23 protein-coding genes are annotated in these 26,122 nt (G+C 65.5%); 9 read left to right on the top strand and 14 right to left on the bottom strand.

What is annotated here, in order from left to right:
- Positions 1-8 precede the first annotated feature (8 nt).
- The 9 genes from M2361_RS14530 to M2361_RS14490 form a co-directional block, all read right to left on the bottom strand.
- Entirely contained in the window at positions 9-1,007 is a 999-nt protein-coding gene (locus M2361_RS14530) for a Bug family tripartite tricarboxylate transporter substrate binding protein (RefSeq protein ID WP_404976370.1), read from the bottom strand.
- A 57-nt stretch (positions 1,008-1,064) separates the two neighbouring features.
- Positions 1,065-2,039, bottom strand: a complete 975-nt coding sequence (locus M2361_RS14525; protein ID WP_259250023.1) for a tripartite tricarboxylate transporter substrate binding protein — start codon at positions 2,037-2,039, stop codon at positions 1,065-1,067.
- 41 nt (positions 2,040-2,080) lie between these two features.
- On the bottom strand, positions 2,081-3,058 hold the full coding sequence (locus M2361_RS14520) for a Bug family tripartite tricarboxylate transporter substrate binding protein (protein WP_404976369.1): 978 nt from the start codon (positions 3,056-3,058) through the stop codon (positions 2,081-2,083).
- Positions 3,059-3,130: 72 nt separating this feature from the next.
- On the bottom strand, positions 3,131-4,201 hold the full coding sequence (locus tag M2361_RS14515) for a cyclase family protein (RefSeq protein ID WP_259250021.1): 1,071 nt from the start codon (positions 4,199-4,201) through the stop codon (positions 3,131-3,133).
- Between the two features lie 11 nt (positions 4,202-4,212).
- Complete coding sequence (locus M2361_RS14510) at positions 4,213-5,160, bottom strand: NAD(P)-dependent oxidoreductase (protein WP_259250018.1); 948 nt, start codon at positions 5,158-5,160, stop codon at positions 4,213-4,215.
- On the bottom strand, positions 5,157-5,840 hold the full coding sequence (locus M2361_RS14505) for an RraA family protein (RefSeq protein WP_100854582.1): 684 nt from the start codon (positions 5,838-5,840) through the stop codon (positions 5,157-5,159). Before M2361_RS14505 ends, M2361_RS14510 begins: the two co-directional genes overlap by 4 nt.
- A gap of 38 nt (positions 5,841-5,878) precedes the next feature.
- Positions 5,879-6,880, bottom strand: a complete 1,002-nt coding sequence (locus M2361_RS14500; protein ID WP_259250015.1) for a tripartite tricarboxylate transporter substrate binding protein — start codon at positions 6,878-6,880, stop codon at positions 5,879-5,881.
- A 19-nt stretch (positions 6,881-6,899) separates the two neighbouring features.
- Entirely contained in the window at positions 6,900-7,769 is an 870-nt protein-coding gene (locus M2361_RS14495; RefSeq protein ID WP_259250013.1) for an amidohydrolase, read from the bottom strand.
- Positions 7,770-7,775: 6 nt separating this feature from the next.
- Positions 7,776-8,744, bottom strand: a complete 969-nt coding sequence (locus M2361_RS14490) for a tripartite tricarboxylate transporter substrate binding protein (protein WP_259250011.1) — start codon at positions 8,742-8,744, stop codon at positions 7,776-7,778.
- A gap of 181 nt (positions 8,745-8,925) precedes the next feature.
- On the opposite strand from M2361_RS14490, the gene M2361_RS14485 reads away from it, so the two are divergent.
- A complete protein-coding gene (locus M2361_RS14485; protein WP_259251490.1) occupies positions 8,926-9,672 on the top strand; it encodes an IclR family transcriptional regulator in 747 nt (248 codons plus the stop codon).
- A 6-nt stretch (positions 9,673-9,678) separates the two neighbouring features.
- Here the strand turns inward: M2361_RS14485 and M2361_RS14480 are convergent, their stop codons facing one another.
- Positions 9,679-10,626, bottom strand: coding sequence for a LysR family transcriptional regulator (locus M2361_RS14480; RefSeq protein WP_404976367.1), 948 nt, complete (start codon positions 10,624-10,626; stop codon positions 9,679-9,681).
- Between the two features lie 107 nt (positions 10,627-10,733).
- Between M2361_RS14480 and M2361_RS14475 the strand changes: the two genes are divergently transcribed.
- From M2361_RS14475 to M2361_RS14465, 3 genes are all read left to right on the top strand, one after another.
- On the top strand, positions 10,734-11,870 hold the full coding sequence (locus tag M2361_RS14475) for an iron-containing alcohol dehydrogenase (RefSeq protein WP_259250010.1): 1,137 nt from the start codon (positions 10,734-10,736) through the stop codon (positions 11,868-11,870).
- A gap of 94 nt (positions 11,871-11,964) precedes the next feature.
- Complete coding sequence (locus tag M2361_RS14470; protein ID WP_259250007.1) at positions 11,965-13,305, top strand: MFS transporter; 1,341 nt, start codon at positions 11,965-11,967, stop codon at positions 13,303-13,305.
- Between the two features lie 52 nt (positions 13,306-13,357).
- Positions 13,358-14,956, top strand: coding sequence for an aldehyde dehydrogenase (NADP(+)) (locus M2361_RS14465; RefSeq protein WP_259250005.1), 1,599 nt, complete (start codon positions 13,358-13,360; stop codon positions 14,954-14,956).
- On the opposite strand, the gene M2361_RS14460 is transcribed toward M2361_RS14465, so the two are convergent.
- On the bottom strand, positions 14,957-15,454 hold the full coding sequence (locus tag M2361_RS14460) for a GAF domain-containing protein (protein ID WP_259250004.1): 498 nt from the start codon (positions 15,452-15,454) through the stop codon (positions 14,957-14,959).
- Positions 15,451-17,223 (bottom strand): CocE/NonD family hydrolase, encoded by a 1,773-nt coding sequence (locus tag M2361_RS14455; protein ID WP_259251488.1) that lies wholly within the window; start codon positions 17,221-17,223, stop codon positions 15,451-15,453. The genes M2361_RS14460 and M2361_RS14455 overlap by 4 nt, the downstream gene beginning before the upstream one ends.
- A 350-nt stretch (positions 17,224-17,573) precedes the next feature.
- Between M2361_RS14455 and M2361_RS14450 the strand changes: the two genes are divergently transcribed.
- Entirely contained in the window at positions 17,574-18,497 is a 924-nt protein-coding gene (locus M2361_RS14450; RefSeq protein WP_259250003.1) for a LysR substrate-binding domain-containing protein, read from the top strand.
- Positions 18,498-18,511: 14 nt separating this feature from the next.
- On the opposite strand, the gene M2361_RS14445 is transcribed toward M2361_RS14450, so the two are convergent.
- Positions 18,512-19,489 (bottom strand): tripartite tricarboxylate transporter substrate binding protein, encoded by a 978-nt coding sequence (locus M2361_RS14445; protein ID WP_259250002.1) that lies wholly within the window; start codon positions 19,487-19,489, stop codon positions 18,512-18,514.
- A gap of 51 nt (positions 19,490-19,540) precedes the next feature.
- On the bottom strand, positions 19,541-20,536 hold the full coding sequence (locus M2361_RS14440; RefSeq protein WP_259250001.1) for a tripartite tricarboxylate transporter substrate binding protein: 996 nt from the start codon (positions 20,534-20,536) through the stop codon (positions 19,541-19,543).
- Positions 20,537-20,777: 241 nt separating this feature from the next.
- Between M2361_RS14440 and M2361_RS14435 the strand changes: the two genes are divergently transcribed.
- From M2361_RS14435 to M2361_RS14420, 4 genes are all read left to right on the top strand, one after another.
- Positions 20,778-22,049, top strand: a complete 1,272-nt coding sequence (locus M2361_RS14435) for a PepSY domain-containing protein (protein WP_259249999.1) — start codon at positions 20,778-20,780, stop codon at positions 22,047-22,049.
- 82 nt (positions 22,050-22,131) lie between these two features.
- Positions 22,132-22,641 (top strand): sigma-70 family RNA polymerase sigma factor, encoded by a 510-nt coding sequence (locus M2361_RS14430; RefSeq protein ID WP_259249996.1) that lies wholly within the window; start codon positions 22,132-22,134, stop codon positions 22,639-22,641.
- Positions 22,638-23,582, top strand: coding sequence for a FecR domain-containing protein (locus M2361_RS14425; RefSeq protein ID WP_259249995.1), 945 nt, complete (start codon positions 22,638-22,640; stop codon positions 23,580-23,582). Before M2361_RS14430 ends, M2361_RS14425 begins: the two co-directional genes overlap by 4 nt.
- Before the next feature lie 139 nt (positions 23,583-23,721).
- Positions 23,722-26,112: a TonB-dependent receptor gene (locus M2361_RS14420; protein ID WP_259249993.1), complete on the top strand. Its 2,391-nt coding sequence runs from the start codon at positions 23,722-23,724 to the stop codon at positions 26,110-26,112.
- Positions 26,113-26,122: the final 10 nt, after the last annotated feature.

Below are 26,122 nucleotides of genomic sequence, written 5' to 3'. Positions count from 1 at the left end.
TCCTGGCTTTATTTGGCGTCGAAACCGATGCTGCGGACCACCTTGCCCCACATCTGGCCGCTATCGGCAAGGATGCCGCGGAACTCCGTGGCGTTGGCGGCGCGTGGCTCCGCGCCCATCTTGGTGGCAAACATTTTCATCTCTTCCGAGGCCATGGCCGTGGCGATCTCACGTTGGAGACGCTCGGTGACCTCCGGGGGCGTGCCCTTCGGCACCCACAGGCCGGTCCAGTTGACCACGCCAAAGTCCTTCACGCCCGCTTCGGCAAAGGTGGGCACGTCGGGCAACACCGGCAGGCGCTTGTCGCCGCTGACGGCCAAGAGCTTCAATTGACCGCCTTGCACCGGTCCCATGACGCCGGTGGTGGACGCAAACTGAAAATCGATCACCTTGCCCAGCACGGCTTGAGTGGCTTCGGCCGCGCCCTTGAACGGCACGTGCATGAACTTCACGCCGGTCGCCAAGCCCAACGCTTCGGCCGCGAAATGCGGGGTGGTGCCGGGGCCGCCCGATCCGTACGTAATCATGTTGGGTTTGGCGCGGGCTTGCGCGATCAGGTCGCCCAGTGTGTGGCTGCTGCTGTCGGCCGAGACGGCCAAGGCCATGGGCGCAAAGACGAAGGCCGAGACCGGCTGTAGATCTTCCGCCGGATCAAACGGCAGCTTCTTGAAGATGTACGGCAGCAAGGAATACGTGGTGTCGTTGGCCACCAGCGTGTAGCCGTCGGGCGTTGCGCGCGCGACCTGGCTCACGCCGATGGTGCCGGTGGCGCCGGGTTTGTTTTCCACGACGAAGCTCTGTCCGGTCTGGCTGGACAGCATTTGCGCCATCTTGCGCGTGGCCACGTCGACCGCGCCGCCCGGCCCGTAGGGCACCACGATGCGCACCGGCCGGTTGGGCCAGGCGTCAGCCGCGTGCGAGACGGACGCACCCAGCAGCGGGGCGGCGAAGGCCAAGAGCATTACTGCGGTCTTGCGGCGCGCGTAGGCGTGGGTAAGAAACGTCATTTGTCTTCCTCCGAATGTATGTTTTTTACTTGTGTATTTTCGATGGCTGGGCGTGGCTCAATCTGCCTTCAGCCCCAGGTTCTCGGCCAGCTTGCGATTCGCATCGATCTCGCTGGCCAGTTGCGCGTTGAAGTCGTTGCCGCAAGTTTGGCGTGCCTGCATGCCTAGCGCGTCCAGACTCTTGGCGGTGGCGGGCGCGCGGGCGAAATCCCGGGCCACTTGCTCCAACTTTTCGCGTACATCTTGCGGCAGGCCTGCCGGCGCAAGCACGCCATACCATGCGTCGGCGGTGTACCCGTGGACGCCCGCCTCGTCGAAGGTGGGCACTTGCGGTAGCTGTGGCAGGCGTTGGGGCGCGGCCACCGCCAGCGCGGTCAGCTTGCCGGATTCCACTTGCGGCAGTACCGAACCCAGCGTGGCCAGCGAGCTATCGACTTGTCCTCCCAGCAGGTCGGCAATGGCCTGCGACGCGCCCTTGTAGGGGATGTGGTTCATGGACGTCTGCGTCAGGTTCAGGAATTGCGCCGTGGCGAAATGCCCCGAACTGCCGGCGCCCGGCGTGGCGTACGTAATGCGGCCAGGCTCCGCGCGCACCTTTGCCAGAAATGCGTCCAGTGTCTTGACGGGCAGGGCGGGACCCACGACCAGTACCGTCGGGCTGACCGCTACCGCGCAGACGGGGGTGAACGAGCGCAAGGCGTCAAATTTGACGCGACTGCTGTATAGGGCGGGGATCATGGTGTGGTTGGTTGCGCCCACCAGCAGCGTGTAGCCGTCAGGCGCGGCTTTGGCCACGGCTTCGGCGGCAAGAATGGTGTTGGCGCCCGGCTTGTTTTCCACCACGAAACTCTGTCCCAGTGCCTGCGCGGCATAGGCGGCGAAGGCGCGCGCGACGACGTCGGTCGGCCCGCCGGGGGAAAAGCCGACGACGATACGCACCGGGCGATCGGGATAGGCGGCGTGGGCGGTTTGGGAGGGTTGGGCGAAGGTGGCCGCAACAGCAAGCGAGAGGCTGACAAAGGTCTTGTTCATGAGAACTTCCTTGTGCTAACGGGGCGTGGGGGCGCGCCGGGTTATTCCTTGGTGATGCCGGCTTTGGCCAAAATGCTGGCCGAGCGTTGCATCTGTTCGTCCAGAAAGGTGCGGAACTCGCCACTTGACGAGCCCACCGGTCGTGCGCCCAGGTCTTCCAGGCTGCGGCGTACGCCAGGGTCCTGAAGCGTGGCGCGAAGTTCCTGCTCGATACGCGCGGCTACCTCGGCAGGAAGTCCTGCGGGTGCGAGTACGCCGTTCCATTCATAGACCGCGTACTGCGCTATGCCGCTTTCGGCCACGGTGGGAACGTCGGGCAGCGCGGCGACGCGCTCGGTAGAGGTCACCGCCAACGCGCGTAGCTTGCCGGCCTTGACCAAGGGGTAGGACGCCGCCATGTTGCTGAACATCATGTCCGTCTGGCCACCCATCAGATCGGTGAGCGCGGGTGCGCCACCCTTGTACGGAATGTGCGTCAGCGCAATCCGGTTGCCCTGCGCAAACCAGGCTGCCGCAATGTGCTGGGCCGTGCCCTGGCCGGGCGTGGCATAGGTCAGGTGACCCGAGCGGGCCGCGTCGGTCAGTTCTTCAATGCGTTGATACGGCGCCTTGACCGGCACGACCAGCAGATTTGGCGTCAGGCTCACTAACGAAATTGCTTGAAAGTCGCGCTTGCTGTCATAGCTCAGCGTCTTGTAAACGGACGGGTTGATGGCGAAGGCCGTGGCGTCGTAGAGCAGCGTGTAGCCATCGGCGGGGGCATGAGCGACATTGGCTGCGCCGATGGTGCCGCTGGCACCGGGGCGGTTTTCCACTACGACGGTTTGGCCCAGGCGTGCGCCCAGCTTTACCGCAACCAGGCGCGCCTGTGCGTCGGCGGCGCCGCCCGCGGAATAGGGCACCACCAGTTTTACGGGGCGTTCCGGGTACTGCGCCAAGGCGGTGCTGGTGCCTAGCGTCAGGGCGGCCGAAAAAAGCGCAAGGGCAGGGGTACGGATAAGCGTACGGATCGTATTCACGAGTTGTCTCCTTCGTGCATGGTTGGCTTGCGACCTGTGCCGGCCGCTGTGCCTGGTAAGAAAATGGTGAGATCAGACGGTGGCGATGGGGGTTGCGGGGGAACCTGCCGCGCCGGGCAGGCGCAGCGGGGGGGCGGTAAGCAGGAAGCGGTGGCGGCCGTGGGCACGCAACCATCGCGCAAGCGGCGTCAGCCACCACAGTTCACCTAGATGAATGCCGTTCTTGAACAGGCAGTGTTCATGCAGCGGTAGTCGGGGGCGGCGCAAGGGCGTGGAGGCCCCACTCAGGTTCACCGCTTGCACCAGCTCCACCGCAGGGTTGTCCGCGATCAAGCAGGCCAGGCGCGAATCGACGATCCAATCCAGCAGGCGGGGGTCATTCCCGTCCAGACCGCTGCCGCTTGCATGCAGGCGCGCGACATCCGGTTGCCCGTTCATGGCCATCAACATGTCGGCAAAACCGGTGTGCAGGCACACCATGTCGCCCGGTTCGATCACGACGCCATCGGCCTGCATGATGCGCATGAGTCGCTCATACCCGACGGCGGTGCGTTCGCGGCCCACGTGCGCTTCCAGATCAATCAGGACCGCGCGCCCTTGCACACCATGCTCGGCCAGGTTTTCAATGCCCAGCGCGCTGGCGTTCGGGCCGGGATAGCGGGCCCAGTCAGCGCTTGCATGCGGGTCGGGGGACGCTGCCGTGATTTCCACTCCGGCCCGAAAGCCGTTGTAGAACACGGCCTCGGCCTGGCCGTCGCCATCGGCATCGAAGCGGCTGCCCATATGCGCCAAGCTGTCCCACTGGGTGGAGTACTGCGTGTTCATCAGCAGCACGTCATCGCAAACCACGTCGGTAAGCAGCGGGTCTTCAGATGCGTAGGACCAGCAGTAGCCCTGCGCGCCGGCGCTCTTACCGTCGCGCAACGTGGCGTAGCGCTGCGGGGGCAGTCGTCTGGGATTCAGCGCCATGCCGCCCGGCAAGTCGAGCGGTAGCGACAGGCAGAATGTTCTTCCCTCCTGAACTTCGGCAATGCCTTGCAGGACTTTGGCGCGCGTCACCAGGTTCATGCGGCCGCGCTGGTCGTCCGGGCCGAATTCGCCCCAATTGCTGCCGTCCGGCGCGTGCTTCCAACGTTGCGGCATGTTGCGGCTCCTTAGGCTGCGCTGGTGCTGCGGGCCAACACCGCCAGCACATTGCGCGCCGCCGCCACGCCCATGTTGACGTAGGCGGCGCGGGTTACGCCGCCGATGTGGGGGCTGAGGATGATGCGCGGTTCCTGCTGAAACGGATGGCCCGCTGTCATGGGTTCGACGGCAAAGCTGTCCAGGCCGGCGGCGGCCACCTGGCCGGAACGCACGGCGACCAGCAGCGCGCCTTCGTCCACCAGACCGCCTCGTGCGGTGTTCACCAGGATGACGCCGGGCCGGCACTGCGCCAGCGTGTCGGCGTTGATCAGGCCACGGTTCTCATCCGTTAGCGGGCAATGCAGCGAGATGGCGTCGGCGTCCTGCCAGAGCTGTTGCAAGGGCACGGCGTCGATGTAGGCGGGCAGGTTTTGCGCATAGGGATCATGGCCAATGACGCGCATGTTCATGCCGTGCGCCATTGCCGCGAAGCGCCGGCCGATGGCGCCCAGCCCGATCAAGCCGATGGTCTTGCCGTCCAGCTCCAGGCTCTTGTGCGTGGACTTGTCCCAATGGCCGTCGCGCATGCGCGCGTCCAGCGTCACCAGCGACTTGGCGCAGCCCAACAGCAGCGCCAGCGCTTGTTCGGCCACGGCGGCGGCATTGGCGCCCGCCGCCGCAACGACTTCGATGCCGCGTTGCGTGGCGGCGGCCTTGTCGATGGTGTCGGTGCCGCTGCCGTGCTTGGAGATCACGCGCAAGGACGGCGCGGCGTCCATCGCGGCGGCGCCGACCTTGCTGTAGCGCACGATGATGGCTACGGGGTCGTGCTGGCGGCACAGCGCAACGATGTCGTCTTCGGTGGGTGTCTTGCCCGCATAGACGATGTTGAATCCGTCCAACAGCGCCAGGGCTTCGGGGGCCAGGTCGGCGGCGGTGACCAGTAGCGCCGGTTTTGGGGCGGCAGAGGGGTTCACAGCGACTCTCCTTCCTTCAACACGCCGGCGCTGCGCAGGGCGGCCGTCAGCCACTTGGCTTCGGTGTCGCCAGCCTGGATGGCGGCGATGCGGGCGGCTTCGTCGCGCACTTTCTTTTCGGCGGCGGGCAGCAGGCCTTCGATTTTTTCCCGTTCCACGACCACCAAGCCGTCGGCGTCGCCGATGATGAAGTCGCCGGCGTTGACGGTGACGCCGCCTACCGACACGGGATGGCCGATGCGGCCGGGCACGTTCTTGGTCGGGCCGTTGGGGTTGGCGCCGGCCGCGAACACCGGGTAGCCCATCTCGATGATTTCAGTGGTGTCGCGCGCCGCGCCGTCGATCACCACGCCGGCCAGTCCCAACTGGCGGCAGGCGTTCATCATGATGGTGCCCATCAGCGCGGCGCTCAGGTCACCCTTGCCATCGATCACCAGCACGTCGCCGGGCTTGGCCAGCGAGATCGCCGCGTGAATCATCAGGTTGTCGCCGGGGCGGACTTCAACGGTAAACGCGGGGCCGGCCAGCTTCATGCCGGGGTCCAGCGGTCGGATCCGGCCATGCAGCGCGCCGCGTCGGCCGGCCACATCGGCGAGGATGGCGGGTTGCAATTGCGCGGCGCGGCGCACGACATCGGCGTCGACGCGGGGAAAGTCTTTGATGATGTCCTGGTTTGCCATGACGGCTCCTGTGTAAAGAATGAGGGAATGGGAATTTGTCAGGTGGGCTGGATGCCGGAATCGCGAATGACCTTGCCCCACTTCTGGAAGTCGGCCTTGCGGGTTTGGTCCAGCGCCTGCGGCGTGCCGCCGACCAGCGTGATGCCCAACTGCTGCGCCAGTTCCGTCAAGGCAGGGCTTTGCAGCGCCTTGCCGATGCTGGTGTTCAGCCGTTCGATCACGGGCGCGGGCGTGCTGGCCGGCGCGAAGACGGCCTGCCATTGCTCGGCCACGAAGTCTGGAATGCCGGCCTCTTGCATGGTCGGCACATCAGGCAGAATCGGCAGGCGCTGCGCGGAGGTGGCCGCCAGTGCGCGCAGCGCGCCCGACTGCACATGCGGCAGCGCGGCGGCTGCCGGCAGAAAAGCAAACTGCACTTGGCCGGCAAGCGTGTCTTGCAGCGCGGGCGTGTCGCCCTTGTAGGGCACGTGCAGAAAGCGCGCGCCGGTTTTCTGTTGCAGCAATTCGCCCTGCATGTGCAGGATGGTGCCGGTGCCGCCCGAGGCATAGGCCAGGTCTTGCGGCGCGGCCTTCGCGGCGGCGAGTAGATCGGCCACGGACCGGTAGGGCTGGGCAGCCCCCACGACCAACAAGTGGGCAATGGTGCCGATCATGATGACGGGCGCGAAGTCGGCCACCGGGTCATAGGTCAGCTTGCCCATCACATGGGGGGCGATGGCCTGCGGCCCGATGGAGGTGCCCAGCAACGTAAGGCCATCGGGCGCGGCGCGCGCAACGCGGGCCGCACCGATGGTGCCCGTGGCGCCGGGCCGGTTGTCGACGATGACGCGCGTGGCCAGCAGCGCGTCCAGTTGTTGGGCCACCGCGCGTCCCAGCACGTCGGTGCTGCCGCCGGCCGGGTAAGGCACGACCCAGGTAATGGTCTGGCCGGCGGGCCAGTCTTGCGCGGCGCGCACGCCGAACGCGGCGCCGGCGGCCAGGGTGGCGCTCAGCGCCAGGAAACGGCGGCGCGCAGGCGAGGGGGTATCAATCGATGTCATGGTTGTCTCCTGAATTTTTTTATGCCGGAAAGCCGTAGAGGGCCGCCGGGTTATGCACAAGGACGCGGCGCAGCGTTGTGTCCGTTTGGGTCCAGTCGGCCAGTCGCTCAAGCTGGCGCGCGTCATCGGGCATGGGCTGCATGCCGGCTGATGCCGAGGCGTGCGGCCAGTCGCTGCCCCAGATCACGCGATCGGGATTGGCGTCGATGAAGGAGCGGGCCAGGCCGTCAAGCGCGGGGTCTTGCACCGAGCGTTGCTCACTGACGAGGTAGCCGCCCGACAGCTTCACCCAGGCACGGCCCGCGCCCAGCCATTGCAGGACCAGGGCGTGGGCCGGGTGCGCGCCAGCCTGGTTCGGCGCAATGCGCGCCATGTGGTCAAAGACCAGCGGGGTGGGCAGGCGCGCCAGCACATCGCTGATCTGCACCAGTTGGTCTGGCGGCATCAGTAGCTGGACATGCCAGCCCAGCGGCGCCACGCGCGCGGCCAGCGGTTCAAGCTGCGCAACGGCATTCACCACGCCCAGCGACAGGTTGAACCGAATGCCACGCACGCCCGCCGCATGCAGCGCTTGCAGTTGCGCGTCGGTCTCCAAGCCGTCGATGACAGCCACGCCGCGCGCTTGCCCACCCAGTTCAGCCAGGGCCGACAACATGCTTCGGTTGTCCGCGCCATAGGTTGACGGCGTTACCAACACGGCGCGCTGCGTGCCCAACCTGGCCTGGATGGCGCGGTACTGCTGCATCGTCGCGTCGGGCGGCAACAGCCGCGCGCCTGGCGCGGCGGGGTAGCGCGCATCGTAGGCGTGGATGTGGCAATCGCAGGCGCCGTCGGGAACGGCCACGGCTGCGGGCGTCAGCCCGGCAGAGTAGGGGTAGGGCACGGACATGCGGGCTTACTCGACGCGGGCGCCGGAATCCTTCACGATCTTGCCCCAGCGGATGCGGTCGTCGTGGATCAGCTTGGCGAAGTCCTCGGGCGTGCCGGTCAGCACGCGCGCGCCCTGTTCCTGATACTTCTGGCTCAGGTCCGAGGTCTGCAAAGCCTTGTTGAATTCCGCATTCAGGCGCTGCACGATTTCCTTGGGCACGCCGGCCGGCGCGGCCAGGCCGAACCAGGTCACGGCTTCAAACCCGGGATAGCCGCGTTCGGCGATGGTGGGCACGTCAGGCAGATCGGACGCGCGTTGCGCAGCCGTCACCGCCAGGGCGCGCATCTTGCCGTTGCGGATGTGGCCGATCAGCGTGGGAACCGACGACAGGTACATGTCGATCTGCCCGCCAATCAAATCGTTGGAAGCTTGGGCCGCGCCCTTGTACGGGATGTGGGTGAGCTTGATGCCCGCCGCATTCTGCAATTGCACGGCGGCCAGATGCGCCACGGTGCCGTTGCCCGAGCTTGCGTAGGTCAGCAATTCCGGCTTGGCCCGGGCGGCCGCGATCATGTCGTCGAACGATTTCAGCGGGGAATTGGCCGGCACCACCAACACCAGCGGCGCGTCGGCGATCAGGCCGATGGCGGTCAGGTCTTTCTCGGGGTCGTAGGGCAGCTTGGCGTACAGCGTGGGGTTGATGGCCAGGTTGCTGGTCTGGCCCAGCACCAGCGAATAGCCGTCGGGCGCCGACTTGGCCACGTTGTCCACGCCGATGTTTCCGCCGGAACCCGGGCGGTTCTCGGTGACGATGTTCCAGCCGGTATTTTTTGCCACCTTCAGCGCCGCTTCGCGGGCCAGCACATCCGTGCCGCCGCCGGGCGGGAACGGGACGATCAGGCGGATGGGTTTGTCGGGGTAGCCCTGGGCGGCGCTCAACCCCGCCACGCAAACAAGCGCCAAGCCAGACAGCACGCGCGCAATGACTTTCATGGTTTGTCTCCAGTCGTTGTTTTGATCCGCGCATTGTGCGATCGTGTTCCGCCTAATACAATCTAGGTTCGTACAGCGAAACATGTTGCGTACCATGGTTGATACCAAAGACAGCAAAAGCGGCAGCAAGAAAGGCGGCAAAGTGGATAAAACCAAGCGGGAAGCCGCGACGGATGACGTCATGAAAGACGCACGCGTCACCGAAGACGATGCCCCCGAGGACGATGCGCCCGAAGAAGGCGTGGTCGCGGTCAGGCGGGCAATGCGCATCCTGGAAGCGTTCGGCATTGATGATGCGCACCTGTCGCTGGCGGAACTAAGCCGCCGCACGGGCTGCCACCGGTCCACGGTGTTGCGCCTGGCGCGCACCTTGGCCATGGACGACTACCTGGCGCAGCGTTCGGATGGCACGTGGCGTTTGGCGCGGGCAGCCGGTTGGCTGGGCGCCTGCTATCAGGCCACCTTCAACGTGCAGGAACTGGTGCAGCCCGTACTGCGAGAGCTGTCGGGCGCCACCGGGGAAAGCGCAACGTTCTACGTGCGCGAGGGCAATCAGCGCATCTGCATGGCGCGCGTGGAAGGGCCGAAGTCCATTCGCCATCACGTGCGCGTGGGCGCGGCCTTGCCCTTGAATTTGGGCAGCCCGGGCCGCGTGCTGTTGGCGTTTTCAGGCGAAGCGGGCGAAGAGTACGAGGCCGTGCGGCGCGCGGGCTACATGATTTCGCTGGGCGAGCGTGACGCCGAGGTATCCAGCATTTCGGCGCCGGTCTATGGCATCAATTGGACCTTGCTGGGCGCCATCTGCATCTCGGGCCCGATCTCGCGCTTGAACGAAGCGGTGCTGCTCGGCCATAAAGAAGCCATTCTTTCCACGGCCAGCCGCCTGTCGCGCTCGATGATGGGCGCGCGGCAGGGTGGGGCGGCGTGACGACCCCTACGCCACCCCCGCGTTCCCCTCGCGCATCAACGCCTCCACCAGCAAACTCAACGCGGGACTCTTCGGCGCGCCCTTCCTGAACACCAGTTCATACGGCTCGCTGCGCGACTTCAGCGCCAAGGCCAGCGTGCCTACCAAGCCGTTGCGGCAGAAGTAGTTGGCGACGTCTTCGGACACCAGCGCGACCAGGTCCGTGTTGCGGCTCAGCAATGTCAACGTGGCCAGCGCCGAGGTGGTTTCGATCAGGTGCAGCGGGAAATTCAATTCGGCTTCGTGGAATTCACGTTCCAGCAGCCGGCGCATCGGCATGTGCGCGCGATAGACCACCCAGCGGCTGTCCTGCAATTCGCGTAGTTCCACGGCGTCCGCGCCCATCGCCGTATGGCGCACGTTGGCAATCACCGCCAGTGACTCGGGCTTGATGACGATGGATTCGTACAGCTCCTGATTACGCCCGACGGACGAGCGGCAGATGGCCGCATCCAGCCGCCCGCGTTCTATCAGGCCCAGCAAGGTCTCGCTGGTGTCTTCCACGATTTCCACCGACATGCGCGGCTGCTGGCGCAACAGGTGGGTGACAGCATCGGTCAGCAGCGGCACGGCGCCCATGATGGTGCCGATGGCCAGGCGGCCGCCCGCGCCGCTGGCGATGGCATCCAGTTCAAACCGCAGCTTGTTGATGTCCGCCTGGATCAAGCGCGCGAAGCGCAACGCGCACAGGCCGGCTTCGGTGGGAATCAGCCCTCGGTTGGTGCGCGCGAACAGCTCCACCTGCAAGGTCTGCTCCAGCTCGCGCAGCGCTTTGCTGGCGCCGGGCTGGGTCAGGCCTATCTTGTCGGCGGCGGCCAGCAGCGAGCCGCATTCCTCAATGGTGATGAGCAGCCGGAGCTGCTTGGCATGCAGCCGCGACATGACTGAATTCAGGCTGGGGGGAACGTTTGCCATAAATAAAAGTTATAGCTGTATAGAAAGTCGTCAGTGTACTGAAGCGCGGCCCGTGCCTAGACTCGTTCCTTCTCATCGGGTCCAAGTTTTAAAGGAAAAGAGGCAGCATGGCACTGATCAATTACGTGACCGAAATTCACTTCGGCGCCGGGGTCCTGGCGGACCTGCACGATGTCTGTGAGCGCCTGGGTATTACCAAACCTTTGATCGTGACCGATCGGGGCGTGGAAGCGGTTGGCATCGTCGACCGTGTGAAGTCGGCGCTGGGGCATGCCAACCTGGCCGTGTTCAACGACACCCCGCCCAACCCGTCGGAAGCGGCGGTACGCGCGGGTGTGGCCAGCTTGAAGCAGGCGGATTGCAACGGCGTCATCGCCGTGGGCGGTGGCTCTTCCATCGACCTGGCCAAGGCCGTGGCGGTGTCCGCGCGCCATGAAGGCCCGCTGCGCCAGTTCGCCTTGATTGAAGGCGGCGTGCAGAACATCACGGCGGCCACGCTGCCCATCGTCGCCATTCCCACCACGGCGGGCACCGGCAGCGAAGTGGGCCGGGGCGCGATCATCATCCTGGACGATGGGCGCAAGGTGGGCATCTTGTCGCCCCACGTTATTCCCAAGGTTGCCATCTGCGACCCTGAACTGACGCTGGGCTTGCCTGCGGGTCTGACCGCCGCCACCGGCATGGACGCCATTGCCCACTGCATCGAAACCTTTCTGGCGCCGGCCTTCAACCCGCCGGCCGACGGCATTGCGCTGGACGGCCTGTGGCGCGCGTGGCGCCACATTGAAGTGGCGGTCAACGAGCCGGGCAATATTCAAGCGCGCGCCAACATGATGAGCGCGTCCTTGCAAGGCGCGCTGGCGTTTCAGAAGGGCTTGGGCTGCGTGCACAGCCTGAGCCATTCGCTGGGCGGCATCAACCCCAAGCTGCATCACGGCACGCTCAATGCCATTCTGCTGCCGGCCGTGGTGCGCTTTAACCGTGGCGCGGAAACCGTGGCGCATGAAGACAAGATCGCGCGGCTGGCGCAGGCCATGGGCTTGCCGGCAACGCTGTCGGTGGAAGAGGCCCTGGCCAACAAGAGCCGCGCCTTGAATTTGCCGACGGGCTTGGGCGAACTGGGCGTTACCGAAGACCTTTACGAACGCATCGTGAAGGGCGCGCTGGCCGACCACAGCCACCGCACCAACCCGCGCGACGCCAGCGCCGACGACTACGTGGAGATGCTGCGCGCATCGACGTAAGGCGTGCGCGCCTGAAGCCCCATCCCGCATCCGCATGGGATGGCGCTATGTATTCAAACAATCAAACAACTAAACAATCCAAATAGGTGGAGACATGAGCACCCTATCCGTTGGGGGTTCCAACCCCAGCCTGGCCGCTGCCGACAAAGAAACCCTGGTTCCGGATGCCGAGCGCCGCCGTGCGCTGATGGGCAGCGCGGTGGGCAGCACCATCGAGTGGTACGACTATTTCCTGTACGGAACCATGTCGTCCATTATTTTTGCCAAGCAGTTCTTTCCTAGCGACAACGCGCTGGTCAGCCAGATGTTGGCGCTGGCCACCTTCGCGCTGGCCTTTCTGGTGCGCCCGCTTGGGGGCGTGATCTTCTCGCACATCGGCGACCGCATCGGCCGCAAGAAGACGCTGGCGATGACGCTGTCGATGATGGGCTTGTCGACCGTGCTGATGGGGCTGTTGCCCAACTACGCGCAGGTAGGCCTGGCCGCGCCCATCATGCTGACGCTGCTGCGTCTGATGCAGGGCCTGGCGTTGGGCGGCGAATGGGGCGGCGGCGTGTTGCTGGCCGTGGAATATTCGCCGCGCAAAAAGCGCGGCTTCTATGGCGCCGTGCCGCAAACCGGCGCGGTGCTGGGTTTGGCGTTGGGCAACATCATCACGTCGTTGCTTAGCGCCAGCATGAGCGAAGAGGCGTTCCAGTCCTGGGGCTGGCGCATTCCGTTTGTGGGTTCCATCGTGCTGGTGATGGTGGGCATGTGGATCCGCAACGCCGTGGGCGAAACCCCGTCGTTCAAGAAGATCCAGGCCACGCGCAGCAGCGCCCGCATTCCGCTCAAGGAAACCTTGCAGCACCACTGGCGCGAAGTGCTGATCGCCATTGGCGCGAAGGTCGTCGAGACGTCCACCTTTTTTCTGTACGCCACCTTCACCATCTCGTACATGATGGATCACGGCTTCGCGCGTTCGACCATTCTGAACATTGTGCTGGTCTGCGCCTTGATCGCGTTTCCGTTCATGCTGTTCTTCGGCCATCTGTCTGATCGCATCGGCCGCAAGAAGGTGTTCATCGGCGGCAGCGTGGCCTTTCTGTTGTGGATCTTCCCGTACTTCTGGCTGCTGGATCAGAAGTCGGTGTGGGCGGCGGGCCTGGCTATCGCCGTGGGCTTTGGGGTCATCTGGGCCAGCTACGGCTCCATGATCGGCACCTTGTTGGCGGAAGCCTTCCCGCCCGCCATCCGCTACACCGGCATGTCGCTGGGCTATCAGATTGGCGCGGCGCTGGTGGGCGGCCCCATGCCGCTGATTGCCACGGCGCTCATCGCCTACTACAGCGGCAGCTACGTGCCCGTGGTGCTGTTCCTGGCGGCCTGCGCGGTGGTGTCGATCATCGCGGTGGCGGTGGCACGCGATCGCAGCGGCCAGCCGTTGGACGACTGATTCCTGCGTGTCGACATCCATCCCATCTGACTTTTATTCAAGGAATTCAATCATGCAGATCACTGGAGAAATGCTCATCGGTCACGCCGCCGTGCGCGGCACCGCCGGGACGCAGCAGGCGTTCAACCCGAGCTTGAACGCAGAGATTCCCGAGCCGCGCTTCGGCCTGGGCACGCACACGGACGCGGACCGCGCCGCCAAGCTTGCCGCCGCCGCGTTCGACCCGTATCGCCAGCTTCCGCTAGCTCGCCGCGCGGAATTCCTGGAAGCGATCGCGGATGAAATCCTGGCGCTGGGTGACGCGCTGATTCAGCGTGCGCACCAGGAAAGCGGCTTGCCCGTGGCGCGGCTGACGGGTGAGCGTGGCCGCACCATCGGGCAACTGCGCCTGTTTGCCCAGGTGGTGCGCGACGGCCACTTTCTGGGCGCCATCGTGGACACCGCCCAACCCGACCGCCAGCCGTTGCCGCGTGCGGATTTGCGCCAGGCAAAGGTTCCGCTAGGCCCCGTGGCCGTGTTCGGCGCCAGCAACTTCCCCCTGGCGTTTTCCGTGGCGGGCGGCGATACGGCGTCCGCGCTGGCGGCCGGCGCGCCGGTGATCGTCAAGGCGCATAGCGCGCATCTGGGCACGTCCGAACTGGTGGGCCGCGCCGTGCAAAAGGCCGCGCAACGCACGGGCATGCCCGAAGGCGTGTTTTCCTTGCTGATCGGCGCGGGACGAACCATCGGCGAAGCGCTGGTCGCGCATCCGGCCATCAAGGCCGTGGGGTTCACGGGCTCGCGCCAGGGCGGCCTGGCGCTGGTCAACATTGCCAACCAGCGGCGCGAACCCATCCCCGTGTATGCGGAAATGAGCAGCATCAACCCCGTGTTCGTGCTGCCCGCCGCGCTGGCTGCGCGCGGGCAGGCCATCGCGCAGGGCTTCGTGGATTCGCTGGCGTTGGGCGCGGGCCAGTTCTGCACCAACCCCGGCCTGGTCATCGCCATCGATGGGCCGGAGCTGGATCGCTTCATCGCCGCCGCCAGCGACGCGCTGGCCTCCAAGGCCGCGCAGGTCATGCTGACGCCTGGCATCTGCGCCGCGTACAACCGCAGCCGCGAGCAGGTCCAGTCCGTGCCGGGCGTTGAGACGGTGGCAAACGGCAGTGCCGCGCGCGATCAATCCAATGCCGCACAGGCCGCGCTCTACGTGACCCGCGCGCGCAACCTCTTGGACAACGAGGCCTTGCAGGCCGAGATGTTCGGCCCCGCCTCCGTCATCGTGCGCGCCCAAAGCTGGGAAGAAGTGCTGGACGTGGCCGAGCATCTGGAAGGCCAGTTGACGGCCACGTTGCAAGTGGACGCGCCCGACCATGCCGCCGCCCGCATGCTGCTAAGCGTGCTGGAACGCAAGTGCGGCCGCATCCTGGCCAATGGCTTTCCCACGGGCGTGGAAGTCAGCCACGCCATGGTGCATGGCGGCCCGTACCCGGCCACGTCGAACGCGATGTACACGTCCGTTGGGGCAACGGCCATCGACCGATTCCTGCGCCCGGTGTGCTATCAGGATCTGCCGGATGGGTTGCGGCCAGACGCCTTGCAGCAAGGCAACCCGTTGGGGATCTGGCGCCTGGTGGATGGGGCGCCGGTGCCGCCGGGCGGGGGCCGCTGATTAGAGGAATGCCGTGGCGGCGATGACCGCCAAGCCCGCGCAGAAATCGGTGTGCGCGGGCGTGTAGTGATTCGCCGCGTGCAACAGATTGATCTGCCCAAGCAGGCGGCCCCGGCCGTACACCGGAATGTTCAGCACGCTCTGGCAATTCAAGGCGAAGATGGCGTCGGCGTCGGGGAAGTTGATGCGGACCGCATCCGCGTCGGGCGTCAGCAAGGGCTTGCCCGTAGCCAGCATTTTCTGCATGGCCGGCGCCGCGCTTATCAACTTGGTTCCGCTGGCCGGATAACGGTCGGGGGCGCTGCTGTACAGGCGATGCGCGGTGCCGGCCGTCAGGTCATAACGCAAGGCGGTGAACAAACGGTGACCCACCGCCCGCTGCGCAATGCGGTCCAATGCGCCTAGCAAGGGGTCGGGCTCCTGGGCGGAGGGTGTGTGACAGAGCGCGGCGCGCAGGATGTCGATTTCCGATAGAGACAAGCTGAACGTCGCGGTCATGGTTTCGCCTCGTTGCCGACGATGCCTGGTGGAACCGGCGCAAGCGGCAGGTGGATTCGGGAGGCATGATCGCCGCCCGTGCCGATCTTCAACACCGGGGGGCGGCCATGAGGAACCTGCCCGCAGTGGTCTTTGTCCGCCCCGGCTATCGATACCCGGATGCGGCTGCCCGGTTGGAATTGCCAGGCGGTGGGCAAGAGAGGAACCTCGACACGCTCGAATTTCCCCGGCGTCAGCGGCCGCGCATCCTGCCGGCTGAATGTGCGAAAGGGCCACGTTGTCTTGTATGCCGGTGGGCACGGCGAGACCTTGCGGTGCAGCAGCCGCAACAGGCCTTCGGTCACATAACGCTCGGTGCCGTCGGCCTCGATTTCAGTCAAGTAGACGAACAAGGCGGCGTCGGGTTCGCTGCTGCTGACCCATAGGTCAGCCACGGCATGGCCGGCCAATTCGGCCGCCGCGTCCAGCGGCGCGGACGTAAAGCTGCACATGCGGTCGCCGCGTCCTTGCCAGTCTGGGTAGTACTCCGTGCTGTTGATGGCGGCGATGCGTTCGTAGCGGGTGCCTGCGCCGGTGCCGATGGAAAAGTCCACTTGATAGGCTTGATGCGAAAGGCCGGGTTGCGAAGCCGCCTCAAGCCCCAAGCAGGGGGCCAGGTACAGCGAACTGTCTTTGCCTGGATCGTAGGGTGGCCATTGCGCGGCGCTTCGCCATTGTTCCGAGTGCAGCGCGTAATAGTGGATCGGCGCCTCGGCATCCAGGCCCGTTTGCTTGCCCAACAGATAGTGATCGAAGAACCGCAGAATTTCAGCAAGCCAGGGAAAGTCCGCCATCTGCGTGGTGCGCCACGGCGACACATCAATGCGTGCGCCATGGTCCCAGGGCCCTAGCAAGAGGTGGCTGGGGTTTTTCGACAAGGTCAGATAGCGCGAGATAGCGCCATTCATGTAGCCGCCGCCGTCCATCCAGCCTGAGACCGACAGCACGGCCACGTCAGGCGGAATCTGTTCGGCCAGGCTGTAGGGGCTGAACGTTGCCGAGCTGAACTGCGCATCGTAGGGCAGGGGGTCTTCGCGAAAACGGAACTCGGGCATGAACTCCGTCTGGCGAAAGTTGCCCAGGTGTTCCTGGATGGCGGCTTTCAACAGTTCGCCTTCCGGGTCTTCGTCTACCGGCTGCGGCCCTTCAAAGTGCGGGTTTGCGTAGTAGACGAACCGGTGCAGCATGTCGCGTCGGTCATGGTCCAGGGCGACCATCAGGTCGTCGTAGCTTTGCGTCAGCGCCTTGAGCTGCATGCCGCCCGGAAAGTAATTGTCGGTGTAGGTGTCCCATACCGAAAACAGCGGGGCGATGGCCTTCACCGCTGGGTGGCCGGTGCTGGCCAGAAAATCAGAGGCGGCCCCCAGGTAAGAGATGCCGGTGGCGCCCACAACGCCGCTGGACCACGGTTGCGTGACGATCCACTCCACCACTTCGCGGCTGTCGTCGCGTTCGCGCGGCGAGCGGAAGCTGTCGCGCGTGCCGAAACTTGCGCCCGTGCCGCGCACGTCGATCACGACGACGGCGTATCCACGCGGCACGAAGTAATCCCGGAACTTGGCGGTATTGGGCGCGCATTCGCCGACCCCGTCCGGGTGAAGCTTGAAGCGGCGGTAGTACGGCGTGAACAGCACGATGGCGGGAAACTGCGCGGACGCCGAATCATCACCGCGTTCGGGCTTGCCTTCCGGGACATAGATATCAATCGCCAGGCGGCAGCCATCGCGCATCGTCAAGTAGCAGGAACGAGGCGTTGGGATAGCGTAAATCCCGGGTCGAGTGTCCGCGTAGGCCTGCGGCGGGACCACCCAGGCCACATCTTCGTTTTTCGGGTACGACGGCATGGACTTCCTTGGAATCTTGGTGAAAAAAATGCGCGGGACACGGGCCGCGGCGACTGAACGAGCAATGTTATTGACGCACCATCGACCGCACCAATATGCAATGTGGATGGCGGTATAGGAAAAAGCGATGTGGCTCGCTGGGCGTGTGCCGCTGAAATTTCCTAGGGATTACGCGCAACGGGCACCCGTTCGGGGGCATCGTTGAATATGATCCGAGCGTGATATAGGAATTACCGATGGATTTCCGACAACTCAAGTACTTCACCCGCATCGTCGAGCTGGAAAGCATTACGGCCGCCGCCGAAACCTTGCATATTGCACAGCCGTCCTTGAGCCAGCACGTGGCCAACCTCGAACGCGAATTTGAGACCCCCTTGCTGCTCAGGGGGCCGGGCGGAGTACGCGCCACCGACGCGGGCAAGCTCTTGTACCGGCACGCCAAGATGGTGCTGCGCCAAGTGGAAGAGGCCAAATCCGCGTTGAAGCACGGGCGAGACACGCCAGCGGGCCATGTCACGGTCGGGCTGCCAACGAGTACGTCTCGCGTGCTGGCGGTGCCGCTGATTGAAGCGGTGGCGCAGCGGTATCCGGAGGTGTTGCTTGAAGTGATCGAGGGAAGCAGCGCCGACCTGGCCGTGGCGGTTTCCCTGCACCGCATGGATATCGCGGTGGCGATGGACGTCCAGCCGCAGCCCGCTCGCATGACCACCACACCGCTGCTGGTCGAAAACCTGTATCTGGTCGGGCCCGCGCTGGGTGTGGACGCGATATCGCTCCAGCGCATGGCGGAGCTGCCCCTGGTGCTTCCCAGCTTTCCCAATTCGATCCGCGTGTTGGCCGCGCGGGCTTTCGCGGACGACGCCTTGCCCTTGACGCTGGTTGCGGAAACCAGCGCGGTGTCTGTGTTGCTTGGCTTGGTACGCGCGGGCAAAGGCTGGACCGTGCTGCCTTCTTCCGCGCTGGTGGGGCCGGAAGCCGACTCCGACCGGATCGTGTCCACGCCAATTGCAGACAAGGCGTTCAGCCGCAGGGTGTCGGTCTGCATGTCCTTGTCTACCGAAAAAAGCGTGGTCTGCACCCACATCCACCAGACCTTGATAGACGTGGCGCGCGACCTGGTGGAGACGGGGCGATGGGCCGGCGTAAGCTGGAAAAAGTAATCACGCCCCTCCTGCTATTCAGGCTTGATCTTCGCCAGTTCCGCCACTTTGCCCCAATGGGCGCGGTCGGCGGCCACGACGTCATCGAAGTCCTTCAGCGTGACGCCGCTGGCGGTGGCGCCTTGCGCTTCGAAGTAGGCGGTCATGTCCTTCTCGGTGACGACCTGGCGCACCAGGCCCGCGATTTTGCCGGCCACGTCTTCGGGGGTTTGCGCAGGGGCGAACAGGCCGAACCATCCCAGCGCTTCAAAGTCCGGAAAGCCTTGTTCGGCAACGGTAGGCACGTCGGGCAAGACATCCAGGCGTTGCCTGGACGTGACGGCAACCGCGTTGAGGTCGCCACGCTTGATGTAAGGCAACGACGTCATGGCCACGTCCAGCATGAAGTCCACGTGCCCCGCCATCGTGTCGGTCAGGGCGGGGCCGGAGCCTCGATAGGGAACATGGGTCACGGGAATGTCCAGGCTCGCGCGCAAGGCCTCGGTTGCCAAATGGTTGGATGAACCCAGGCCGCTGGACCCATACGTCAGCCCGCCCGGCTTGCTTCTGGCCGTGGTGATCAGCCCTTTCAGATCGTGCAGCTTCAAGTCCTTGTTGACGACAACGACGTTGGGAACGGAGGCGATCATCGCCAGCCCTCGAAAGTCCTTCAGCGGGTCATAGGGCAGGGTCTTGTACAGGAACGGCGCAACGGATTGTGTGCTGACCGTGCCCAGGAACAGGGAATAGCCATCGGCCGGCTGCCCCCGCGCGTAGGCGGCTCCCAGCGTCCCTCCCGCGCCGGGTTTGTTTTCGACGACAAACGGCTGGTTCGTCAGTTGGCCCAATCGTTGGGCCACCTTGCGTGCCACGATGTCGGTCGAACCGCCCGCCGCGAACGGCACGATGATCCGGACGGGCTTGTCTGGCCAAGCCGCGGCCTGTTGCGCGTGCGCGGGCGAGAGCATCGTCAGGGCGCCGGCGATGGCGGCGAGCAGGGATAGCGTCTTCATGGGAGATCTCCAGGTGTCGTGGGCAGGGGCCGGGGCCGCGGTACGTCAGCGTCAATCGACCTGGACGCCGGTGCTGGTAATGAACTCGCCCCAGACCTTGGCGTCGTTCTCTGCCCGGGCGCGCATCGCGTCGGCGCTTCCTGTCATCGGAACGAAGTACAGGTCCTTCAGCCGCTTGTTGACGGCCGGGTCGGCAATGGCGGCCTGGATCGCCCCGTTCAGCTTGCTCACGATGGCGCCGTCGGTGCCCGCCGGGCCGACCAAGGCGAACCAACCCGGCATGGCGGGGGCTTGTATGCCCGCTTCCTTCAAGGTGGGCACATTGGGCAGGTCGCTGGCCCGCTGTTCGGCCAGGATCGCCAACGGAATCACATTGCCCGCTTCGATCTGCGGCAACGCGGAACCCAGCACGCTGGTCATGACGTCGACCTGTCCGCCGATCACGGCATTCAGCGCCGGGCCGGAGCCCTTGTAGGGCACGTGCCGCAACTTGATGCCGGCGCCTGCCGCGATCATCTCGGTCGACAAGTGGGTGGAGTTGCCGGCCCCGGCGCTGGCGAACGTGATGCTGTCGGGCGTGGCCTTGGCGGCGGCCAGCAACTGCGGCAGATTCTTGTAGGGGCTGTTCTTTCGAGCGACCAGGACGAAGGGCGTGTCGACCACCGGTGCGATGTAGGTGAAGTCCTTGTTCGCGTCGTAGGGCAGGCTCTTGTACAGCTTAGGGTTGAAGCTCATCTGGGACACACCCGCCAACAGCAGCGTGTAGCCGTCGGCGGGCGCCTTGGCCACATAAGACGTGGCCACAATGCCGTTCGCGCCGGGCTTGTTTTCGACGACGACAGAGGCGCCCAGGGCGCTTGCCATCTTCTCGCTTAACAAGCGGGCGACCACGTCGGCCCCGGATCCCGCGGATTGCGGAACGATCAACCGGACGGGATGGTCGGGATAGGCAGGCTGGGCATGGGCTGCGTGCCCGATAAAGGCCAGCGCGCTGACAAGGACCGCGCGCAGGCAACGGGCCGAACGGGCTTTACTGTGGTCGAACATCGGTTTCCCCTGAATTGACGCGCTTGGCGCGAACTTTTTTGTGTGTGATGCGTGCGGACCCATGCTAGGCAGGCGGTCAGATCAATTCAAATACTGCTTTCCTATGCGCCTATAGGTTTTTCCTTTGGCGCGATAAGTTCGCCATTACGTTGGGATCGTGTTGGCATCTTTATCGTCGCTGTACGGTGACCTTGATATGAGCCCCCGCTTTTCGCCGGAGCCCTCAGTTACCCAAGCCCGCATGAAATCCCCTTCGATTCCGTCCAGCCCGACTTCGCGCCTGATCTCCGCCACCCCCGCCCAACGAAAATGGTGGTTTGCGCTGCATAGCTGGGTGGGGTTGAAGCTAAGCCTCATCATGGCGTTCGTCTGTCTGACCGGCACGCTGGCCGTCATCGCAACCGAGCTGGACTGGCTGGCGCAGCCCGCGATGCGCGTCGACCCGGCCGCGCAGCGCGCAAGCTGGGGCGACATGGTCCAGGCCGCGCAGACGGCGCGACCCGGCTGGACGCTGCAATCCGTCACCGCCGCCCACGGTTCGCACTTCGCCGCCCGGGCCTTGATGCGCACGCCGCAAGGCGAACAGCGCTTCGTATGGATCGACCCGTATCGCGCCATCGTCACCGGCGACACATCCTGGTTCAGCCTTCAGCGTTGGCTGCGCAACACGCATCGGCATCTGTTTCTGCCCACGCGCTATGGCGTGCCCTTGGTGTCGGCCTTGTCGATACCGCTGCTGGTGCTGATCACGACGGGGCTGGTCGTCTATAAGCGCTGGTGGCGCGGCTTTCTGGCGTGGCCACGGCGGGGAAAGCGTCGGCTGATGTGGGGCGATACCCATCGGCTGCTGGCGGTGTGGAGCCTGTGGTTCAGCACGCTGATTGCGTTGACCGGCCTGTGGTATCTGGTCGAATCGCTGGGCGGGCATGCGCCGCGGCTGCCCGCCATCACCACCCCGGACGCGCCACGCGCCGCCGCGCCTTTCACCGCCCAGACGCTGGACGCGGCCGTGGCGCGCGTGCGCCAGGAATGGCCCGACCTGGACATCCGCGTCTTGCGGCTGGATGCCGATGGCCGGGCCGGGCAGGTGGAAGGGCAGACGCAGGCATGGCTGGTTCGTGACCGGGCCAACGCCATCCGGCTGCCGCTGTCCGATCATGCCGCCGCCCGCCGCAGCGCGGCTGAACTTGGCCCGCATCAGCGCCTGTCGGAAATGGCGGACCCGTTGCATTTCGGCTCGTTCGGGCCGTGGCCCGTGCGCGCGATCTGGTTCGTGTTCGGCGCGGCGTTGACCACGTTGTGCCTGACCGGCGCCTATCTATACGGCCTGCGCATCGCGGGCGGCAGCGCCGCGCTCAGGGCAAAGTCCGGGCATGCGGGCGCACCCGCCGCGCCCGCGCGTGTAGCCTGGACGGGCATGCGTCCTTGGCGTTGGGGGTGGGTGGCGTTGTTGTTGATGTCCCAGATGTTGTTCGTCGGCGAGGCCATGGGCTGGATCAATCTGTTCGGATGAAGCAGGGGTGGCGGCATGGGTTTCCGTTATTATTAACGTTACTCATTATCAATTACGACATTTCGCGCCGCCTCCCGCTCCCATGTCCCAATCCACCGCGCCTCGTCGGCTGGCCCTTAGCGGGCTTTACGCCGACCACCATCAATGGCTCTACAGTTGGCTGCGCAAGCGGCTGGGCAACGCCTGGGATGCGGCGGACCTGGCCCACGACACGTTCCTGCGCGTCTATTCCAGCAACCGCGCGCTGGAAATGCCCGAGCCGCGCGCCTTCCTGACCCATGTTGCAAAAGGTCTGGTCGTTGACTTCTGGCGGCATCGCAGCGTGGAACAGGCCTACGCGGAATCGGTGGCCGCATTGCCCGCCGACACCGCGCCGTCTCCGGAAAGCCGGGCCTTGATTATGGAAGCCTTGTACTGCATCGACCGCATGCTGGATGCGATGCCGGGGCGGGTGCGCGGCGTGTTCCTCATGTCGCAACTGGACGGCCTGACGTATGCGCAGATTGCTGTTGCCACCGGCCTGTCGGTACGCACCGTCAACCGCCATATGCAGCAGGCGTACCTGGCGTGCCTGACCGCCATTGATCCATGAACGCGCCGCCCGTTCCGGATGCGCTGTTGGCCGAAGCGGCGGGCTGGATGGCTCGCTTGCAGGATGCCCCGGATGACCCGGCCAGCTTGCAGGCCTTGTCCAGTTGGATTGCCCGCAGCCCCGCGCATGCGCAGGCCTGGGCGCGTGCGGAGCGGGTGCTGGGCGCCTTCGGACAAGTGCCACAACCCATGCGCGCCCACGCCCTGAAAGGGTTGGCAAAGCCGGATCGCCGGCGCTTGGCGGCTGGCCTGCTGGGTCTCACGGTCGCCGGTCCCGTGGTCTATTGGGCGTGGCGCGCCACGCAAGCGGACCTGGAAAGCGCCACCGGCCAGATCCGGCAGGCAACGCTTGCGGATGGCACGCGGATGACGCTGGATACCGGCACACAGGTCGACGTCCGCTACTCGGCGTCGCAACGTTTGCTGTCGCTTCGGGCGGGTCGCATCTTCGTGGCGACGGCGTCGGATGCCCACTTGCCCGCGCGTCCGTTTCTGGTGCAGACACCGATGGGCAGCGTGCAGGCCATCGGCACGCAGTTCACGGTCACCCTGGAACAAGACGACGCGCTGGTTGCCGTCTACGAAGGCGCGGTGGATGTACGCCCCAACGACGGCGGCGGCCAGATCGTGCGCGCGGGCCGGCAGGCCAAGTTCAATGCCGCCATGACGCAGCCCGACACCGCCTTGCTGGAAACTTCGCCCGCATGGACCAGCGGCATTCTGACGGCGGACAACATGCGCCTGGCCGATTGGACGCGCGCCATGGCCCGCTACCGCCCGGGCTTTCTGCACTGCGCGAGCGAGGTCGCGAACCTGCGCGTGTACGGCTCGTTTTCATTGCGGGACACGGACGCCAGCCTGGCGTTGCTGGCCCGCACGCTGCCGGTGCGCGTGGCCATGCGCACGCGGTACTGGGTGCAGATCCAGGCGCGTGGCGCGTAGCCGCCATCCCCGCATCTTCATTGGCATCTTTTTCCGAGTCGTTCGGTGTACAGGATAGAGGCCCTGAAACCTGCCGGGATCGGGCCGTGGCGTGACCCCTGTCCGTCTCCCCGAAACTCTCCCTCGCGGTGCTTGCTTCATGTCCCAATTCCGTTCTTCCCCGGTCCGCGCGGCCGTGCTGCTGTGCTTTTCGGTATTGCTGCCCGTCGGCGCGATGGCGCAAACTCAGGCGCCCGCCGCCCAGTCCGTCACGCGCGATTACCGCATCGGCGCCGGCCCGCTAGGCCTGGCCTTGTCGCAGTTCGCCACCCAGGCCAATGTGCGCCTGTCCTTTCCGGGCACCCTGGTGCAAGGCATGCAGTCATCGGGGCTGAACGGCAACTACTCGGTGGCGGAAGGCTTTGCCGCGCTGCTGTCGGGCTCGGGCCTGCGTGCCGTTCCGGCCGGGGCCAACGAATACACCTTGTCCGCCGTGCCCTCCAATGCGGTGACCCAGATGGAAGCGGTAACGGTGACGGGCGCCTACACCGGCGGCTTGATGCCCGCGTTTGCCGGCGGCCAGGTGGCCAGCGGCGCCAGCGTCGGAATGCTGGGCGAACGAAGCATCATGGACACGCCTTTTTCGGTAGCGGCCTACACCAGCACCTTGATGCAGCAACAACAAGCGCAGAGCGTGGCCGACGTGGTGTCCAACGATGCCTCGGTGCAGAACACCAACCCAAGGACCAGCCGCTTCGACCAGTTTTCCATTCGGGGATTTCCGGTCCTGAACAGCGACATCGCCTTCAATGGCCTGTACAGCGTCTTGCCCACCTACGCGCTGGCCGTGGAAAGCCTGGAGCGCGTTGAAGTGTTGAAAGGCCCCAACGCCTTGCTCAACGGCATGGCGCCGTCGGGCGGTGTGGGCGGCGCGATCAACGTCGTGCCCAAGCGGGCGGAAGACACGCCCACCCGGCAAGTCACCGCCAGTTATGGCACGCACAACGTGGCGGGCGGCCATGTGGACCTGGGCCAACGCTTTGGCGACAAGGGCGAACTGGGCATCCGCGTCAACGGCGCCTACAAGGGCGGCGACACGGGCGTGGGCTCGCAACACACCACGCGCGGCTTGATGACGCTGGGCCTGGACTACCGGGGCGAACGCACGCGCTGGTCGGCGGACGTCGGCCACCAGGACCGCAAGGTCGATGCCCCGCAGGAGCGCGTGGGCGTTGCGGCCGGCGTGCCCGTGCCGGACGCCAAGCGTGTCGACCGTGGCTACGCGCCCGACTGGACTTACGCCAATTCCCGCGACACCTACATCGCCTTGCGCGCCGAACACGACATCACCGACCACACGATGGTCTACGGCGCATTTGGCGCACGCGACGGCGACTACAAATTCCTGCGCATGAACGTCACCGCGCGCGACACCGCCGGTAATTTCTCGGCCAGCCCCACGTATTTTCTACGCGATGAAAGCGTGCACACCGGAGAGATCGGCGCGCGCACCCGCTTTGCCACGGGCGCGGTATCGCACGCCGTGTCGCTAAGCGCCACGCAGTTCGAAAAGACCTTTGGCAACCTTAGCTACGACTTCGACCCCGTCCGCTCCAACCTGTATACGCCGCTGGCCACGTCCGCGCCTTCGCTTGCGGGGCTGGACACCGACATTCCCAAATCCGGAGAATCCCGGCTGACCAGCGTGGCCCTGGCGGACACGCTGTCGATCTGGGACGAACGTCTGCAACTGACGGTGGGGGCGCGCTCGCAGCGCGTCGTTACCGAGCAGTATGACGAAACCGGCAGCCGCACCAGCCGTTACGACAAGCGCAAAGTCACACCAGCCATCGCGCTGTTGGGCAAGCCCACGCAGAATGTGTCGGTGTACGCGAACTACATCGAAGGCCTGAGCGAAGGCCCCACCGCGCCGCTCACCGCCGTCAACGCCAACGAAGTGTTCGCACCGATCAAGTCCGAACAGGTCGAAGCCGGCGTGAAGGTGGACTACGGCGACATCGGCGCCACCTTCAGCGCCTTTCAGATCCGCCGCCCCAGCGGGCTGACCGACCCGGTCACCGGCGTGTATGCCGTCAACGGCATGCAGCGCAATCGCGGCCTGGAACTGAACGTGTTCGGCGAACCCGTCAACAACGTGCGCCTGCTGGCCGGCGTGATGTATTTAGATGGCCGCCTCACCAAAACCGGCAACGCCACGACCGAGGGCAACGTGGCCCCTGGCACGCCGCGCTACAGCATGAACGTGGGTGTGGAATGGGACACGCCGTTCGCGCCCGGCCTGACCGTCTCGGCCCGCGCCCTGCGCACCACCTCGCAATACCTGGACGCCAGGAACACGCAGGAAATCCCCGCATGGACGCGCGTGGACCTGGGCGCGCGCTACGCCTGGCGCGCCGGCAACACGCCCGTCACGCTGCGCGCCACCGTGGAAAACGTCTTCAACAAAGCCTACTGGGCGTCGGCCTCGTCCAACGGCCTGACCATCGGCGCGCCGCGCACGGTGCTGCTGTCGGCCACGGTGGACTTTTAAGTCGGCGAGG

It is taken from the genome of Achromobacter sp. JUb104, from assembly GCF_024806975.1.
GTDB classification, from domain to species: domain Bacteria; phylum Pseudomonadota; class Gammaproteobacteria; order Burkholderiales; family Burkholderiaceae_B; genus Achromobacter; species Achromobacter spanius.
This window is presented reverse-complemented; position numbering and strand designations above follow the sequence as displayed.

What these genes read in the sequence shown, in the direction of transcription:
- M2361_RS14530 (WP_404976370.1), bottom strand. Translation starts at nt 1,007, where the DNA reads ATGACGTTTCTTACCCACGCCTACGCGCGCCGCAAGACCGCAGTAATG.
- M2361_RS14525 (WP_259250023.1), bottom strand. Translation starts at nt 2,039, where the DNA reads ATGAACAAGACCTTTGTCAGCCTCTCGCTTGCTGTTGCGGCCACCTTC.
- M2361_RS14515 (WP_259250021.1), bottom strand. Translation starts at nt 4,201, where the DNA reads ATGCCGCAACGTTGGAAGCACGCGCCGGACGGCAGCAATTGGGGCGAA.
- M2361_RS14505 (WP_100854582.1), bottom strand. Translation starts at nt 5,840, where the DNA reads ATGGCAAACCAGGACATCATCAAAGACTTTCCCCGCGTCGACGCCGAT.
- M2361_RS14500 (WP_259250015.1), bottom strand. Translation starts at nt 6,880, where the DNA reads ATGACATCGATTGATACCCCCTCGCCTGCGCGCCGCCGTTTCCTGGCG.
- M2361_RS14495 (WP_259250013.1), bottom strand. Translation starts at nt 7,769, where the DNA reads ATGTCCGTGCCCTACCCCTACTCTGCCGGGCTGACGCCCGCAGCCGTG.
- M2361_RS14490 (WP_259250011.1), bottom strand. Translation starts at nt 8,744, where the DNA reads ATGAAAGTCATTGCGCGCGTGCTGTCTGGCTTGGCGCTTGTTTGCGTG.
- M2361_RS14485 (WP_259251490.1), top strand. Translation starts at nt 8,926, where the DNA reads ATGAAAGACGCACGCGTCACCGAAGACGATGCCCCCGAGGACGATGCG.
- M2361_RS14480 (WP_404976367.1), bottom strand. Translation starts at nt 10,626, where the DNA reads ATGGCAAACGTTCCCCCCAGCCTGAATTCAGTCATGTCGCGGCTGCAT.
- M2361_RS14475 (WP_259250010.1), top strand. Translation starts at nt 10,734, where the DNA reads ATGGCACTGATCAATTACGTGACCGAAATTCACTTCGGCGCCGGGGTC.
- M2361_RS14470 (WP_259250007.1), top strand. Translation starts at nt 11,965, where the DNA reads ATGAGCACCCTATCCGTTGGGGGTTCCAACCCCAGCCTGGCCGCTGCC.
- M2361_RS14465 (WP_259250005.1), top strand. Translation starts at nt 13,358, where the DNA reads ATGCAGATCACTGGAGAAATGCTCATCGGTCACGCCGCCGTGCGCGGC.
- M2361_RS14460 (WP_259250004.1), bottom strand. Translation starts at nt 15,454, where the DNA reads ATGACCGCGACGTTCAGCTTGTCTCTATCGGAAATCGACATCCTGCGC.
- M2361_RS14455 (WP_259251488.1), bottom strand. Translation starts at nt 17,223, where the DNA reads ATGCGCGATGGCTGCCGCCTGGCGATTGATATCTATGTCCCGGAAGGC.
- M2361_RS14450 (WP_259250003.1), top strand. Translation starts at nt 17,574, where the DNA reads ATGGATTTCCGACAACTCAAGTACTTCACCCGCATCGTCGAGCTGGAA.
- M2361_RS14445 (WP_259250002.1), bottom strand. Translation starts at nt 19,489, where the DNA reads ATGAAGACGCTATCCCTGCTCGCCGCCATCGCCGGCGCCCTGACGATG.
- M2361_RS14440 (WP_259250001.1), bottom strand. Translation starts at nt 20,536, where the DNA reads ATGTTCGACCACAGTAAAGCCCGTTCGGCCCGTTGCCTGCGCGCGGTC.
- M2361_RS14435 (WP_259249999.1), top strand. Translation starts at nt 20,778, where the DNA reads ATGAAATCCCCTTCGATTCCGTCCAGCCCGACTTCGCGCCTGATCTCC.
- M2361_RS14430 (WP_259249996.1), top strand. Translation starts at nt 22,132, where the DNA reads ATGTCCCAATCCACCGCGCCTCGTCGGCTGGCCCTTAGCGGGCTTTAC.
- M2361_RS14425 (WP_259249995.1), top strand. Translation starts at nt 22,638, where the DNA reads ATGAACGCGCCGCCCGTTCCGGATGCGCTGTTGGCCGAAGCGGCGGGC.
- M2361_RS14420 (WP_259249993.1), top strand. Translation starts at nt 23,722, where the DNA reads ATGTCCCAATTCCGTTCTTCCCCGGTCCGCGCGGCCGTGCTGCTGTGC.